The organism is Rhodococcus sp. NPDC060086 (assembly GCF_042730275.1).
Taxonomy (GTDB): domain Bacteria; phylum Actinomycetota; class Actinomycetes; order Mycobacteriales; family Mycobacteriaceae; genus Rhodococcus.
In genome coordinates, this window is the sequence record NZ_JBHWWZ010000014.1 from 19,086 (window position 1) to 33,035 (window position 13,950).

Sequence of the window (13,950 nt, forward strand, 5' to 3'; positions counted from 1 at the left end):
TGGCCCGCCGGTGCCCCTCCCCGAGGGGTGCACAGTTTTCGGACCCCCGAAAATCTTGATCGTCATAATAGGGAATTATGACGATCAAGCCGATTCCATGCGCAATTACGCATATGAGTGCTCGATCTGTAACGGAACGCCACAATAATTCCCCATAGTCGGAGTTCGAAGGTTTCCCAACTGTGAGTTTGGTATTTCATAACGTTTCATTTCGTGTTTCGTTTCATGTTATGTACTCTTATAGTATGGTTGGAAACGGTCGAAAGGGACGCGAATGAGCGAAACCACGGATGTGGACCCCGCCACGGGCACAGAAGCCGAAAAGCCACGCGTCGGCCGACCCCGGAAATACGACTCCCCCGCCGACCGGGTCCGCGCCCACCGCGAACGCGCGCGGCGCCGCAAAGAAGCCGAACAACTCGCCGAACTCACCGACCCCGCCACACCGATCGATGCGGCCGCGAACCTCACCGCCGCAGTCACCGCACTGCGCGCTCTCACCGCCGCGAGCATCGAACAGCACACCGCCGTCGCCACGCAGATCAGCGCAGCCCTCGACAAACTCACCGACCCCGGCGCACTCGATGCGCAACTGCACCGGGCCGCCACCGAACTCGCGAAGGTCAAGGCCGATGCCGACGCCGTGATCGCCCGACTCAAAGAGCGACTCACTCAGGCCACCGACGACCGCGACAACGCCGACGCCGCCGTCGAGGCCGTCGACCGCGAACTGTCCGACGCCCGCGCCGCGCACAGCGAGAAGTTCCGAATTCTCGAATCCGAGCACCACGACGAACTGGCGCGCGTCAACGAAGAACATGCCGACGCCTTACGTCGACATCGCGACGAACACGCAGCCGCGGTCGCCGAGCACGAACAGACCGTGAACGAACTGCACGCGACGATCGCCACACAGCGCGAACACCTCGACGCTGCGACCAGCGAACGCGACCGTCTCCGCACCGATCTCGGCGAGACCCGCGACCGGCTTGCCCGCGCCGACACCGCCGTCGAACGCGCCCGCGCCGACACCGAGCGCCACGCCGCCACCATCGGCCGTCTCGAATCCGATCTCGGCACCGAACGGACCCGCATCGCCGAACTCCGAGATGCACTCGAAGAGGCACGGGTCACGTCCGCCACCGCGCGCGCCGCAGAAACCGCCGCCCGCGACCGCGGCGATGAACTCCGTGCCGAGATCACTGCGCTCCGTGTCGAACTGTCCGCACTGCGGTCCGACGCCGACACGGCCCGCGCGGAACTTGCCAGGATCCGCCCCGCACTCTCACCCACCGCCGCCGAACCCGACGTCTCCGACCAGTCGATGTGAACTCGCTACGTTCAAGGAGACGACGTGCAGGAAGTGCACCTGATCACAGCAGCAGGCGTCGAATTATGGGCGGAGGTCACCGGGAAAGGTTCACCGCACGTCCTCGTACCCGGTGCAGGCGGTGATCATTCCACTTGGGATCCGCTGTGGCCGCAGCTCACGGCGACAAACCGCTGGGTGCAGGGGTAGCCGTAGTACTCGGGAAAAATCGGGCGGATACGACTGAGCGAATATAGGAGAAAACACATGAACGATCAACTCGTCGACGCAGTCGAACGCACTGCCACCGACACCACACCACCGACGACGTACCAGATCAGTGTCGGGCGGTATCCGTTCGAGCACCTGACCATCACTCACTGGACGGAGGACTGATGAGCACTCAAGAAAGGGGTCCCGGTAGTAATGGCGCAAAAAACAACGAAGTTCGCGTAGTGCCTGGTCAGCGGCGATTTCTCGGTTCGGGCTGCGGGCCGGGGTGGTTGGTGCTTGGCTTGTCTGCCGATGAGGTTGGTCGGCGTGTTGGAGGCTGGGGTTCGTGGCGACGCGGGTATTCGCGGACGAGGAGTTGCAGCGCCTGCGGGAGTTCCCGGAGATCAGTCGTGAGGAGTTGTTCCGGTACTTCACGCTGACCCCGGCGGATCTGGCGTTTGTTGCTCCGCAGGGCAGGGGCCCTGCGGTCCGTCTGGGCCTGGCGGTGGCGTTGTGCACCTTGCCGTGGCTGGGGTTCGTGCCGGACAAGGTGCCGTCGGCGCCGCCGGTGGCGGTGGCCCGGCTGGCGGATCAGCTGAATATCGATGCAGCGCAGCTTCGTTCGTATGGCAAGCGGGCGCAGACGCGGACCGAGCATGTGCGGCTGGTGGCCCAGTATCTGGGGTGGCGGCCTGCCGGGGCGATGGAGTTGAAGGAGCTGGATGAGTTTCTGCTGGCGCGGGCGATGGAGCACGATTCGCCGACGCTGTTGTTCCGGCTGGCGTGTGAGTACCTGATCTCGGCGCGGGTGATCCGGCCGGGCCCGGAAACGGTGGTCCGCCGGGTCGCGCACGCTCGCACGCGGGCGCAGCGGGAGACCTACGACCGGTTGGCGCGCGAGTTCACGCCGCAGCGGTGTAAGGAACTGGATGCGTTGCTGGTCGTCGACCCGTCGATCGAGATGTCGCGGTTGCGGTGGTTGTCGACCGGCCCGGTGGAGGCGTCGGCGACCGCGGTGAAGGCCGAGGTCGAGAAGCTGGTGTTCCTGCGCAACCTGGGCGCGGATGAGCTGGACATGTCGGTGCTGCCGGCGGAGCGGCGGCGGTTCCTGGCGACGGTGGGCCGCCGCTTGACGGGCCAAGCCCTCGAACGCCGGGATCCGCAACGCCGCTACCCGATTCTGCTCACCGTGTTGGCGCAGTCGGCCACCGATGTGCTCGACGAGGTGGTGCAGCTGTTCGATCAGGCGATCTCGGCCAGGTTGAGCAAGGCCGAACGCCGGATGCGCGACGAGCTGGCCGAGCGCGGTAAGGCCGGAGAGGATCGGCAGGGGTTGCTCGACGACCTGCTGGCGATCGTCTGTGACCTGCAGATCCCCGACGAGGAGATCGGCGGCCTGATCCGGGGCGATCGGATCGGATGGGAGCGGTTGCGGGCCGCGGTCGCGCAGGCCAAGCCTCGGCTGCCGCGCGATCACGGGCACCTGGCCGCTCTGGACAGCTCGTACTCCTACCTGCGGCAGTTCACCCCGCAGGTGCTGTCGACAGTCCGGTTCGCCGGCGGCACCGCCGCGACCGAGCTGCTGATCGGGGTGCACATGCTGCGGGAGCTGAACGCGACCGGTACCCGCAAGGTGCCCGACGACGCGCCGACCGGGTTCGTGCCGACGAAGTGGCGCGGCTACCTCGACGAGGCCCGCAAAGCCGGTAACACCACCGCCTATCGGCACTACTGGGAGCTGTGCGTGCTGCTGGGGCTGCGTGACGGGTTGCGCAGCGGGGATGTGTTCGTGCCGGGGTCGCGCCGCTACGCCGACCCGGCCGCGTACCTGCTGACCCCGCAGGCGTGGGAGCCGCAGCGTGACGAGTTCTGCCGCCTGGTCGGCAAGTCCGCTGATCCCGCTCGCGCGCTGGCGACCGCCACCGACGAGCTCGACGCCGCTATGGGCGAGTTGGAGAAGGTGCTCGCCGGCGGCGACGGGCCGGTCCGTCTCGATGAGGCCGGTGACCTGGTGATCTCACCGCTGTCGGCGGAGGATGTGCCCGCGGAGGCGACGGCGCTCAAGGCCGAGCTGACGGAGATGCTGCCGTTCGCGCCGATCGTGTCGCTGCTGATCGAGCTGGACAAACGCACCGGCTACCTGGACTGCTTCACCCACGCCGGCGGCAAACAGGCCCGCAGCCCGGAGCTGAAACGCAACCTCATCGCCGTCCTGCTGGCCTACTCCACCAACCTCGGGCTGACCCGAATGGCCGAGGCGTCGGGCCTCTCCTACGACATCCTGGCCTGGACCAGCGAATGGTATGTGCGGGAGGAGACGCTGCGGGCGGCGAACCTGACGATCATCGACTACCACCAAAGGCTGCCGCTGACCCCGGTCTTCGGCGCCGGCACCCTGTCGTCGAGTGATGGGCAACGGTTCCCGACCCGCGGCAAATCGGTCACCGCCAGAGCGTTGAGCCGCTATTTCGCGAACGAAGGACTGAGCACGTATACCCATGTCACCGATCAGCACGCCACCTACGGCACCAAGGTCATCGTCGCGACGAGACGCGAAGCTCACTACGTGCTGGACGAAATCCTCGGCAATGCAACGGATCTGCCGATCACCGAGCATGCGACCGACACGCACGGCGTCACCCTCGTGAACTTCGGGCTGTTCGACCTGCTCGGATTGCAGCTCTCGCCCCGCATCCGGGACCTGGGCCGGATCACCCTGTATCGGGCGGCGCCTCGGGCCCAGGTGGAGTCCGCGTTCCCGCACGCCGGGCCGCTGCTGACCCGCAAGCTGAATCTGGATCTCATCGCCGAGCACTACGACGACCTGCTCCGGCTGAGCGGGTCGCTGAAGTTCGGGCACGCCACCGCGTCGCTGCTGGTCGGCAAGCTCTCCGCGTCGGGCCGGCAGAACGCCCTCGCGGCGGCGCTCAAGGAATACGGGGCGCTGCGGCGCACGATCTACGCCGCCCGGTACCTGTCCGACCCGGGCTATCGGCGCAAGATCTCCCGACAGCTCAACAAGGGCGAATCCCTGCACGCGCTCCGCCGCGACCTGCTCTACGCGCACGAAGGCGCCGTGCGCGCGAGGCACCTGGAGGGACAGACCGAACAGGCATGGTGCCTCACGTTGGCGACCAACGCCGTCATCGCCTGGACCACAGAGTATTACGGGCTGGCGACCGAACAGATGCGGCGGGCCGGGCGGCGCATCGACGACGAGGTGCTGACGCACATCTCCCCGGCCCACAGCGAGAACATCAACTTCTTCGGCGCCATCGAGGTCGACATCGACGCCGAACTCGCCCAGCTCGGCCCCACCGGGTACCGGCCGCTGCGCGTGCGGGACACCCTGTTCTGACCCGCAGCGCCGGCCCGGATCGGCGGCGGCGCGATCTAGCAGCAGGCGCTGGTTCCGGTGGTCGTGGTCGGGTCGGTGATCGCGTCGGCGAGGGGGCGGGCGAGCTGGTGGTAGGCGTCGGTGACCGGCAGCACCGTCATGCCTGGGAATTTCGCCTGCCAGTGGTGGGCGGCGTCGGAGGTGGCGAGGAACATCTGCGGGTTGCAGCAGGTGGCGCGGAGGTGACCGGGCTGGATCCGGTCGGGGTCGACGAAGGCCACCATCGCGGTGGCCGGTTCCAGGTCGCTGACCCCGGTGACGGGGTCGATGGTCAGGCGCACGGTGGTGCCCGTGATCGGGCAGTCGGATTCGATGCAGGCGGGTGCGCCGATGACGGCGGGGAAGATGAGGGTGTCGGGGGCACACCAGGTGTAGAGCTGGTGGCCACCGACGCTGAACCGGTGCGGGGTCGGGTTGAGGGTCAGGCCCCAGCCGACGATCCGGCCGGCCTCGTCGTATTCGACGTCGGCGCCGATCGGCGTCTGCGCGGGGTCGAGGTCGGGCACTCCCGCGGCGGCGGCGAGTTCGGTGACGGTGACCGGGGTGCCGTGGGCGAGCAGCCGCAGCGCGGCGCGCATCAGCGCCCGGTCCCGGCCGGCGGGCAGGATCTTGGCGAAAACGTCGGCAGTGAGGTTGTCGGTACTCATGGGATCGGACTCCTCGAGGGCGATCGGACAGTGACGGTGCCGACGGTAGGGTCTGTCCCCGGGGTGAGGGTCAAGCCCGTAGCTCGCATCCGCACGGGTCACCGGCCCAGCACAGGTCGTCGGTGGCCAGATGCGCACGGTGTGCGGTTTCGAAGGCGTCGATGCGGTCGAGGATCTGCTCGGCATCGGGCGCAGCCGCTGCCGCGACCGCTGCAGCAGCTCGGCGAGATGGGCGCCGACCGAACGGCCGTGGTCGTCACGGTCGGTGGAGGTGAGCTGGCAGATCTCGGCGATGGTGAGCCCGAGGCCGCGCAGCTCGCCGATGAACCGCACGCACCACTCCGCGTCGTCGGTGTAGAGGCGGTAGCCGGCCGGGCTGCGGCCCAGGGTGTAGATCAGGCCGAGGTCGGTGTACTCGCGCAGCGCCTTCACCGGCACCCCGGTGCGGGCCGAGAGGTCCCCGATCGTCATGTGTCCGTTCATCACTGCCTCCCGTCCGACGGCGTCAGCCTGCGCAGCAGGACAGTTTGGTGACGTCGGTGGTGAAAGTCTGCGCGGTCAGTTTCAGCGCTTCGGCCATGGTCAGGTACGGCGCCCAGGTGTGGGCGAGCCGGTCGACGGTCAGACCCGCGGTCATCGCATAGGTGGCGGCGGTGATCAGGTCCCCGGCGCCGTCGCTGAGGGCGTGCACGCCCATGATCCGGCCGGTGCCGGCTTCGGCGACGATCTTGACCAGGCCGCGGGTGTCCCGGTTGACCAGCGCCCGCGGCACGCTCGACAACCCCAGCACCCGGCACTGGCAGGCCAGCCCGGCCGCGGCGGCTTGCGCGTCGGTCAGTCCGACCGAGGCGATCGCGGGGCTGGTGAACGTCACGCGCGGCACCGTGGTGTAGTCCAGGACGCGATCGGCACCGGCCAGGGCGTTGTCGGCGACCAGGGTGCCCTGCGCGGCGGCCACGTACACGAACTGCGGATCCCCGGCCACGTCCCCGGCCGCCCAGATGCGCGGATTGCTGCTGCGCTGGCGGTCGTCGACCACGACCGCGCCCCGCTCGTCGACGGCGACGCCGACCGCATCCAGGCCCAGCCCGGCGGTGTTGGGGCGGCGGCCGGTGGCCATCAGCACCTGCTCGGCCCGCAGCTCGGTGCTGGCGCCGCCGCCGGTGCGCACGGTCACCACCTTGTGCCCGTCGTCGGCGAGGACCTTCTCGACGGTGGCGGTGGTGAGCACGTCGATGCGCTCGTGGGCGAAGACGGCCTCGAGCGCGGCCGAGATTTCCGGTTCCTCACCCGAGGTCAGCCGGCTACGCGCGATCACCGTGACCTTGCTGCCCAGGCGGGCGAACAGCTGGGCCTGCTCGAGCCCCACATAGCCCGCACCCACCACGATCAGCGACTCCGGCAGCTGCTGGAGGTCCATGGCGGTGGTCGAGGTCAGATACCCGGCCTCAACGAGGCCGTCGATCGGCGGAGCCCAGGGCGCGGCACCGGTGGCGATCAGATACTGGTCGGCCTCGATCACCCGTACACCGCCCTCGGCGCGCGCGACCCGCAGCACGGGTGCCTCGGCGCTGCCGTCGAACACCGCGGTGCCGGAGACGATCTCCCACCCGTAGTCGGCGGCCAGGTCGACATACTTCTCCGCCTGCAGCTGCCCGACCAGCGCGTCCTTGCCCGCGATCAGGGCGGGGAAATCCAGCGGCACCTCGGCGGGGGTGAGCCCGGGGAACCGGCCCGCCGCCTCGGCGGCGTGGCGGGCCTCGGCGGCGGCCAGCAGCGCCTTCGAGGGCACACACCCGACGTTCACGCACGTGCCCCCGACCGTCCCGCGCTCCACCATCACCACCCGTTTGCCGAGGTTGACCGCGGCGATGGCGGCGGCGAACGCCGCCGAGCCGGAACCGATGATCGCCAGATCGGCGCGGGAATCTGTCAAGGTCACGAGGGTGCCTCCTGGTCGGGCAACCGCTGAACCGACAACGGCTGCTATTCGTGTTGACGAATATCTACCGGAACCATATTATGCGTTTATCCGAATAGTTCAAGTCTCGTGGAGGCGATCCCATGGCCCGGTCCACCACCGCCACTGTCACCGTGCCCGGTGCCGAGTCGGCGTGTACGCATCTGGATACGACGGCGAAGTTTTTTCGCGCCCTGTCGGATCCGACCCGGCTCAAGCTCCTCGAATTCATCCTCGCCGGGGAGCGCACCTCCGCCGACTGCGTCGAACACGCCGGCATCTCGCAGCCCCGGGTGTCGGTACACCTGTCCTGCCTGGCCGACTGCGGGTATGTCCTCGCGCGCCGCGACGGGAAGAAACTGCGGTACTCCGTGGGTGATCCGCGGGTAGCTGACCTGGTGATGCTGGCGCGGTCGCTGGCGGCCGACAACTCCGCCGCGCTGGGCTGCTGCCCGCGCATCCCCGCCGCGGACGGTAGTGGGCGGCGATGAACACACCCGACAACAAGGCGATGAACACACCCGACAACGACTCGGGCGGGTTCGGTGGTCTGCTCGCAGTGGCCGGTGGCGTGCTGGTGATGGTCGCCTGCTGCGCCGGTCCCGCCCTGATCGCCGGCGGCGTGCTCGCCGGTCTCGGCGGTGTCTTGACCAGCCCGTGGCTGCTTGCCGCAGGCGTGCTGGTCGTGGCCGCCGCCGTCGGCTACACCCTGCGGCGCCGCGCCCGTAAGGCCACGGGGTGTTGTCCGCCCCGACCCGGATCCCCTCGGTCGGCTCCGGCCGACCGCGACCGGACGGAAACCCCGGCATGACCGTCTCGAACTCTGACACCCCGATGAGCGGTCGCGAGACCGCGCTGACACTCCCTCGCCCCCCGCACGAAAGGCCACTGTCCTCGAATGGCCACTCTGCCACGCTTTCGCCGCCCCGCCCTCGCCGCCGCCGCGCTGGCGCTGTCCGCAGCCCTGGCCCTCACCGGGTGCACCTCGACCGACACGACGGCGCAGGATCCGGTGGCGCCGGTGCAGGTCGACACCGTCACCGGCACCTCCATCAGCGTGCCCGGTGACAAGCCGACCGCGTTGTTCTTCTTCTCCGTCGGCTGCGGCGAATGCGTGGGCGGCGCGAAATCGGTGGCGCAGGCGGCCGGACAACTCGGCGACAAGGCGTCGTTCGTGCTGGTCGACATGGATCCGGGTGAATCCGCGCAGACGGTGGCCGGGTTCCAGGACTTCACCGGCACCCAGGCGCTGCCCGCCGTGATCGACACCGGCGCCACCCTCACCACACGACTCTCGGTGGCGTCGCTCTCGACGCTGGTCGTGGTCGATCCGGCGGGCAAGGTCACCTACCGCGCCACCGACCCGTCCGCCGACCAGATCACCACCGCACTGCGCGACGCGGGAGCGGCGTGATGGGCGGACTGCTGGCGCTGGCGTTCACCGCCGGGATGCTCGCCCCGGTCAACCCGTGCGGATTCGCGCTGCTGCCCGCCTGGATCACCCACACCCTCGGCGACACCACCACCGACGCGTTCCCGGTCCGCATGGCGCGCGCCCTGCGCGCCGGGACCGCGCTCACCCTCGGATTCGCGGGCACCCTCGCCGCGGCGGGCCTGGCCGTCAGCGCCGGCGCCCGCGCGCTCATCGCCGCGGCCCCCGCCTCGGCCTGGCCGTCGGCGCGGCGCTGGCGGTGCTCGGGCTGGTCATGCTCACCGGCCGTGGCCTTGGCCTGCGCCTGCCCCGCCGCGCTCAGCGCCCGCCCCGCGCATCGATGACCACCACCGGTATGGTGGCCGCCGGTGCCGGCTATGCGGCCGCGTCGCTGTCGTGCACCTTCGGGGTGCTGCTCGCCGTGATCGCCCAAGCCCAGGCCACCGCCGGATGGGCAGCGCTGCTGGTGGTGTTCGCCGTCTACGCCGCCGGGGCCGCGACGGTCTTGCTGCTGGTCAGCCTCGCCACCGCCGCGGCGGGCACCGCTGCCACCCGCTACCTCGCGGTGCTCGCCCGCCACGGCACCCGCATCACCGCCGTCGTGCTCGTCGCTACCGGCGCCTACCTCGTCTGGTATTGGTGGCCCGCCGCTATCGGCAGTACCGGTGGTGCCGCGATGGGCTCCACCGCCTGGTCCGCCGCGGTGAGCATCTGGATTCAAAACCACACCGGCACGGTCATCATTCTCGCCGTGGCGGCCGTGGCCGCCACGCTTGCCGCCACCGTCGTTGCCCGCAACACCCGGGCCCGACACCGCGACGCCACCCCCGACAACGACTGCTGCGCCCCCGCACCCGCCACAATCGAGGAGAAACACGCGCGCTGACCGCGCCGACCGGTCGACTGCCGTACCCCTTCCAGAGCGATTCGATCGAGGAAAGGCACCGAGCACATGAGCGAACGCTACGACACCCTGGTACTCGGCGGCGGCATGGCCGGCCTGCCGCTCGCGCTGCGCGCGGCCCGGCACGGCCGCGTCGCGTTCGTGGAGAAAGAACTGCTCGGCGGGACCTGCCTCAACCGCGGCTGCATCCCCACCAAGACCATGATCGCCTCCGCCGCCGTGGCGCACCAGGCGCGCCGCGCCGCCGAATTCGGGGTCCGCCTACCCGGACCGGTCACCGTCGATTTGGCCGCCGTGGTCGACCGCAAGAACACCATCGTCGACTCCATCCGCGCGGGCTCCTACCGCACCGTCGAGAAATCAACGGACCTCGACTTCTACCACGCCACAGGACATTTCACCGCACCCCGCACACTCACCGTCGACGGCACCGACCTGACCGCCGACCGGATCTTGCTGGTCACCGGCACCCGCAGCACCATCCCCGCCATCGACGGCCTCGACACCGTCCCCTACTTCACTTCCCGCACCCTGCTGGACCTCACCGACCTGCCCTCACATCTGCTCGTCGTCGGCGGAGGCTACGTCGGCTGCGAGTTCGCCCAAATGTTCCGGCGATTCGGCTCCGAGGTCACCCTCATCCAACGCGCCGACCGGCTGCTGCCCGGCGAGGACCCCGACATCTCCGCCGCCGTCAGAGAGGGCATGACCGCCGACGGCATCACCGTGCTCACCGGCACCACCTGCACCGCGGCCACCGGCACCACCGGGAACATCCGGCTCGGCTGCACCGGCAGCGAAGCCGACGACATCACCGGCAGCCACCTGCTGATCGCGACAGGACGCACCCCCAACAGCGACAATCTCGGCCTCGAGTACCTCGGTCTCGAACCCGACCCACAGGGCTTCCTCACCGTCGACGCCTCCCTGCGCACCGACGCCGAAAATGTTTGGGCGCTCGGCGATCTGCGCGGCGGGCCCATGTTCACCCACACCGCCCGCGACGACGCCGACATCGTCTACCGCACCATATTCCGAAGCCAGGACCGCACCACAACCGGGCGCATCGTGCCTCACGCGGTGTTCACCGACCCCGAAGTCGGCGCCGTCGGGCTCACCGAACCTGCCGCCCGCGCCGCCGGCTACGACGTCGTCGTCGGGCGCCAGGACTTCACCGGCGTCGTGAAAGCCCGCGCCATCGGCAACACCCGCGGCCTGGTCAAATTCGTCGCCGACGCCGCCACCGACCGTATCCTCGGCTGCCACATCGCCGGACCCGACGGCGGGAACCTCGTTCACGAGGCCGTCATCGCCATGACCACCGGCGCCACCTACACCCAACTCGCCCAAGCCATCCACATCCACCCCACCCTCGCCGAAGCGGTCAACACCGCCGCCGGCGGCGTCCACCGCGAAATCGGCGCATAGACACCCCATGAGCATCGCCCGGTACTCGGGTGAGGCCATTTTCCGACTGCCACGGATAACACCCTGTTATCTGTAGCATCATGACATCCGGCCTGCGCCGACTCCGCTCCGGCGGTGCGCGACGCGGACCTGTTATCTGCGGCAAGCCCAGTGAGGGAGGTACCACCGTGCCGTCCGGGATCACCGTCCGCGCCGCCGGCGACAGCTTCCTCGACTCGATCGGCTCCCCGAACACCCGCCGCGCCTACGGCATCGCCGTCGACAAGACCACCGCCACGCTCGGCGAGACCCGGCGGCTGGCCGACGTCGCCGACGATGAGATCGGTGAAACCCTCGAAACCCTGTGGGGCTCCTCAGCAGTCAACACCTGGAACGCCCGCCGCGCCGCGGTCGCGTCGTGGCTGGCGTGGTGCCGCGAGCACGGCCACACCGCCCCGGCGGTCCCGGCCTGGGTGAAACGCTCCACTCCACCGGACTCCACCACCCCGGTGCACTCGCGCACCGCGATCGACCGGCTCATCGCCCGCCGCGACATCGACCTCCGGGAGAAGACGCTGTGGCGGATGCTCTACGAAACCTGCGCCCGCACCGAGGAACTGCTCCAGGTCAACATCGAGGACCTCGATCTGGCCGGGCGGTGTTGCCCGGTGAAGTCCAAGGGCGCCAAGCCCCGCACCCGCCGCCGCGGTGCCACCTACCACGAGTACGCGCACGAGCTCGTGTACTGGGACGCGGGCACCGCCCGGCTCCTGCCACGCCTCACCAAGGGCCGCACCCGCGGACCGCTGTTCGTCACCCACCGCCGACCGGGCCCCGGAAAGGCCGCCGCCGACCGGGACATCTGCCCCGACACCGGGCTGGCCCGGCTGTCCTACGGCCAGGCCCGCGCCGTGCTGGATGCCGCCACCGCGACGAATGGGCCCGGCACCGGTTGGGATCTGCACGAACTTCGGCATTCCGGCCTGACGCATCTCGGCGAGGCCGGTGCCAGCCTGGTGGAGCTGATGGCCAAGTCCCGCCACCGCAAACCCGAGAACCTACGCCGCTACTTCAAACCCTCACCGGCAGCCATGCGCGGCATCACCAGCCTCATCGGCCCCGACCGCAGCCACCGATAGCGGCCACCAACAAGAGCGTCCGTCTACCCGCTGACCAGGCACTACGCGAACTTCGTTGTTTTTTGCGCCATTACTACCGTGACCCCAGAAACCGACGCTTCGGTTCCGGGCGCTGAGGGCAACGTAGACGGACTTTCTGCCGATTCCGCAACTCGGTTGGTACCCCCGATACTTCCCGGGGGCTCAGGGAGGCCAGGGACCGATACCGCACCGAGCGGGACGCTGCCCGCGAGGAGGTGGCCGACACTCAGGCTCGCATCGAACAGATGCAGTGTGCCGAGGTCGAACGGCTTGCAGGCGAGCACCTGGCAGTCGGTGCGGACCTGTTCGTGAACGGAAACGACCTCACGTCGTATCTCACCGAGGACGGTTTCGTCGACTCCGACCGCGTACGCGAGGACTCGCAGCTCCTGCTCGGAGAGCGTCCGGGCCTGCGGAAGAACGCTCCCGCGATCGACCCCACCCAGGGACTCGGAGGTTTCAAGCCGAAGCAGCCGACCCCGTCGTGGGGCGTGCTGTTCCAGTGATCTTCGAGTAAGCGGTCTGTGACCGCTACTTAACACAAATGAGGCTGTGCCTCAACGGGATTCGGTCTGTGACCGCCTCCTGATTCACCACCCATCAGGGCCTCTGGCAATTGAGCCAGGGGCCTTTCCTATTTGTCCAGGAGGACACCAACATGGCATTCACCAATTTCGCTACCGGTGTGGATCTCACTCAGGCAGCCGGTGCGTTCACTCCGGAAGATTTGGGCAAGCTTGTCGACGTGGCCGTCCAGGCCGACTCGGTGGCAGCGCGGACGATCACTCAGCCGGGCACCGGCAAGGATCTTGTTCGCTACCCGAAGCTCGTCAGCTTCCCCGAGGTGGCGCACTACACCGAGCTGGCCGAGATCGCTTTGGCCGATCCGAATACCGACGAGGTGCTGGTACCGATCTACCGCACCGCCGGAGCACACCGCACCTCACGCGAGCTTGCGGAGGACTCCACTCCGGACACCGCAGAAATGGTGGCGAGTGTGCTGGTCAACCAGATCATCCGCTCGGTCGACGCGGCCTACCTGGGTGAAACGACCGTGAACGGCCCGTCAGGCCTTCTGAGCACCGCGTACACCACGGTCGAGACCGGGGCGTCGCTGTCGAATCTGGACGCGTTCATCGACGCGAAGTTCGCCGCCGAGGCCAACGGCGGCAAGCTGACGTCGTGGATCATGCGCCCTGCCGTTGCGAACTCGATTCTCAAGCTCAAGAAGCTGGGCACCGGTTCCAACGAGTCGTTGCTGTCGTACAACGACGCGGGCGATCTGGTGATCGCCGGCCTCCCGGTCATCACCTCGGCTCAGGTCGACGAAGCAACGATGTTCTGGGGTGTCAGCAAGGCGCGGAACGTCCTGGTTACCCGGACCGGAACCTCGGTCGAGCGGTCCACTGATAGCGCATGCGCTCGACATCATGGCGAACTACCGTTACGGCATCGGTTTCCTGCACGAAGAGGCCAACGTTCGCGGCTACGACGCAGCCTGATGACTGAATGAGGCCGGTC

General features: G+C 68.7%; 15 protein-coding genes. 13 read left to right on the forward strand and 2 right to left on the reverse strand.

Features of this window, described 5'->3' with window-relative positions; translation table 11 throughout:
* Window positions 1–274: 274 nt before the first annotated feature.
* From ACFWB0_RS10975 to ACFWB0_RS10990, 4 genes are all read left to right on the forward strand, one after another.
* Entirely contained in the window at window positions 275–1,330 is a 1,056-nt protein-coding gene (locus tag ACFWB0_RS10975; RefSeq protein WP_378490477.1) for a hypothetical protein, read from the forward strand.
* Window positions 1,331–1,354: 24 nt separating this feature from the next.
* The gene (locus ACFWB0_RS10980; protein ID WP_378490478.1) at window positions 1,355–1,519 is read left to right on the forward strand and encodes an alpha/beta fold hydrolase; all 165 of its coding nucleotides are present in this window, start codon (window positions 1,355–1,357) and stop codon (window positions 1,517–1,519) included.
* 57 nt (window positions 1,520–1,576) lie between these two features.
* Window positions 1,577–1,705, forward strand: a complete 129-nt coding sequence (locus ACFWB0_RS10985) for a hypothetical protein (RefSeq protein WP_378490479.1) — start codon at window positions 1,577–1,579, stop codon at window positions 1,703–1,705.
* A 163-nt stretch (window positions 1,706–1,868) separates the two neighbouring features.
* Window positions 1,869–4,880, forward strand: coding sequence for a Tn3 family transposase (locus ACFWB0_RS10990; RefSeq protein WP_005203168.1), 3,012 nt, complete (start codon window positions 1,869–1,871; stop codon window positions 4,878–4,880).
* Between the two features lie 35 nt (window positions 4,881–4,915).
* On the opposite strand, the gene merB is transcribed toward ACFWB0_RS10990, so the two are convergent.
* Together merB and merA are read right to left on the reverse strand one after the other, a co-directional pair.
* Complete coding sequence (merB, locus tag ACFWB0_RS10995; protein WP_017681707.1) at window positions 4,916–6,037, reverse strand: organomercurial lyase MerB; 1,122 nt, start codon at window positions 6,035–6,037, stop codon at window positions 4,916–4,918.
* A gap of 34 nt (window positions 6,038–6,071) precedes the next feature.
* Window positions 6,072–7,508: a mercury(II) reductase gene (gene merA / locus ACFWB0_RS11000; protein ID WP_004018625.1), complete on the reverse strand. Its 1,437-nt coding sequence runs from the start codon at window positions 7,506–7,508 to the stop codon at window positions 6,072–6,074.
* Window positions 7,509–7,630: 122 nt separating this feature from the next.
* Here merA and ACFWB0_RS11005 point away from each other — a divergent pair, with 122 nt between their 5' ends.
* The 9 genes from ACFWB0_RS11005 to ACFWB0_RS11045 all read left to right on the forward strand — a co-directional run bounded on the left by ACFWB0_RS11005 (window position 7,631) and on the right by ACFWB0_RS11045 (window position 13,942).
* A complete protein-coding gene (locus tag ACFWB0_RS11005; protein ID WP_004018626.1) occupies window positions 7,631–8,017 on the forward strand; it encodes a helix-turn-helix transcriptional regulator in 387 nt (128 codons plus the stop codon).
* On the forward strand, window positions 8,014–8,337 hold the full coding sequence (locus ACFWB0_RS11010) for a hypothetical protein (protein ID WP_005180211.1): 324 nt from the start codon (window positions 8,014–8,016) through the stop codon (window positions 8,335–8,337). The genes ACFWB0_RS11005 and ACFWB0_RS11010 overlap by 4 nt, the downstream gene beginning before the upstream one ends.
* 87 nt (window positions 8,338–8,424) lie before the next feature.
* Complete coding sequence (locus tag ACFWB0_RS11015; RefSeq protein WP_005180213.1) at window positions 8,425–8,940, forward strand: hypothetical protein; 516 nt, start codon at window positions 8,425–8,427, stop codon at window positions 8,938–8,940.
* On the forward strand, window positions 8,940–9,302 hold the full coding sequence (locus tag ACFWB0_RS11020; RefSeq protein ID WP_235194086.1) for a hypothetical protein: 363 nt from the start codon (window positions 8,940–8,942) through the stop codon (window positions 9,300–9,302). The genes ACFWB0_RS11015 and ACFWB0_RS11020 overlap by 1 nt, the downstream gene beginning before the upstream one ends.
* Window positions 9,299–9,844: a cytochrome C biosynthesis protein gene (locus tag ACFWB0_RS11025; protein WP_235194085.1), complete on the forward strand. Its 546-nt coding sequence runs from the start codon at window positions 9,299–9,301 to the stop codon at window positions 9,842–9,844. Before ACFWB0_RS11020 ends, ACFWB0_RS11025 begins: the two co-directional genes overlap by 4 nt.
* Window positions 9,845–9,910: 66 nt before the next feature.
* Window positions 9,911–11,290: an NAD(P)/FAD-dependent oxidoreductase gene (locus ACFWB0_RS11030; protein WP_005206419.1), complete on the forward strand. Its 1,380-nt coding sequence runs from the start codon at window positions 9,911–9,913 to the stop codon at window positions 11,288–11,290.
* A 167-nt stretch (window positions 11,291–11,457) separates the two neighbouring features.
* Window positions 11,458–12,408, forward strand: coding sequence for a site-specific integrase (locus ACFWB0_RS11035; protein WP_005195278.1), 951 nt, complete (start codon window positions 11,458–11,460; stop codon window positions 12,406–12,408).
* Between the two features lie 236 nt (window positions 12,409–12,644).
* Window positions 12,645–12,935, forward strand: a complete 291-nt coding sequence (locus ACFWB0_RS11040) for a hypothetical protein (protein WP_378490480.1) — start codon at window positions 12,645–12,647, stop codon at window positions 12,933–12,935.
* A gap of 152 nt (window positions 12,936–13,087) precedes the next feature.
* Entirely contained in the window at window positions 13,088–13,942 is an 855-nt protein-coding gene (locus tag ACFWB0_RS11045) for a phage major capsid protein (RefSeq protein ID WP_378490481.1), read from the forward strand.
* Window positions 13,943–13,950 lie beyond the last annotated feature (8 nt).

Bases quoted from the DNA above. Each gene is read 5' to 3' on its own strand.
- ACFWB0_RS11030 (WP_005206419.1), top strand. From the start codon at position 9,911: ATGAGCGAACGCTACGACACCCTGGTACTCGGCGGCGGCATGGCCGGC.
- ACFWB0_RS11005 (WP_004018626.1), top strand. From the start codon at position 7,631: ATGGCCCGGTCCACCACCGCCACTGTCACCGTGCCCGGTGCCGAGTCG.
- merB (WP_017681707.1), bottom strand. From the start codon at position 6,037: ATGACGATCGGGGACCTCTCGGCCCGCACCGGGGTGCCGGTGAAGGCG.
- ACFWB0_RS10975 (WP_378490477.1), top strand. From the start codon at position 275: ATGAGCGAAACCACGGATGTGGACCCCGCCACGGGCACAGAAGCCGAA.
- ACFWB0_RS11020 (WP_235194086.1), top strand. From the start codon at position 8,940: ATGGGCGGACTGCTGGCGCTGGCGTTCACCGCCGGGATGCTCGCCCCG.
- ACFWB0_RS11015 (WP_005180213.1), top strand. From the start codon at position 8,425: ATGGCCACTCTGCCACGCTTTCGCCGCCCCGCCCTCGCCGCCGCCGCG.
- ACFWB0_RS11025 (WP_235194085.1), top strand. From the start codon at position 9,299: ATGACCACCACCGGTATGGTGGCCGCCGGTGCCGGCTATGCGGCCGCG.
- ACFWB0_RS11010 (WP_005180211.1), top strand. From the start codon at position 8,014: ATGAACACACCCGACAACAAGGCGATGAACACACCCGACAACGACTCG.
- ACFWB0_RS11045 (WP_378490481.1), top strand. From the start codon at position 13,088: ATGGCATTCACCAATTTCGCTACCGGTGTGGATCTCACTCAGGCAGCC.
- ACFWB0_RS10985 (WP_378490479.1), top strand. From the start codon at position 1,577: ATGAACGATCAACTCGTCGACGCAGTCGAACGCACTGCCACCGACACC.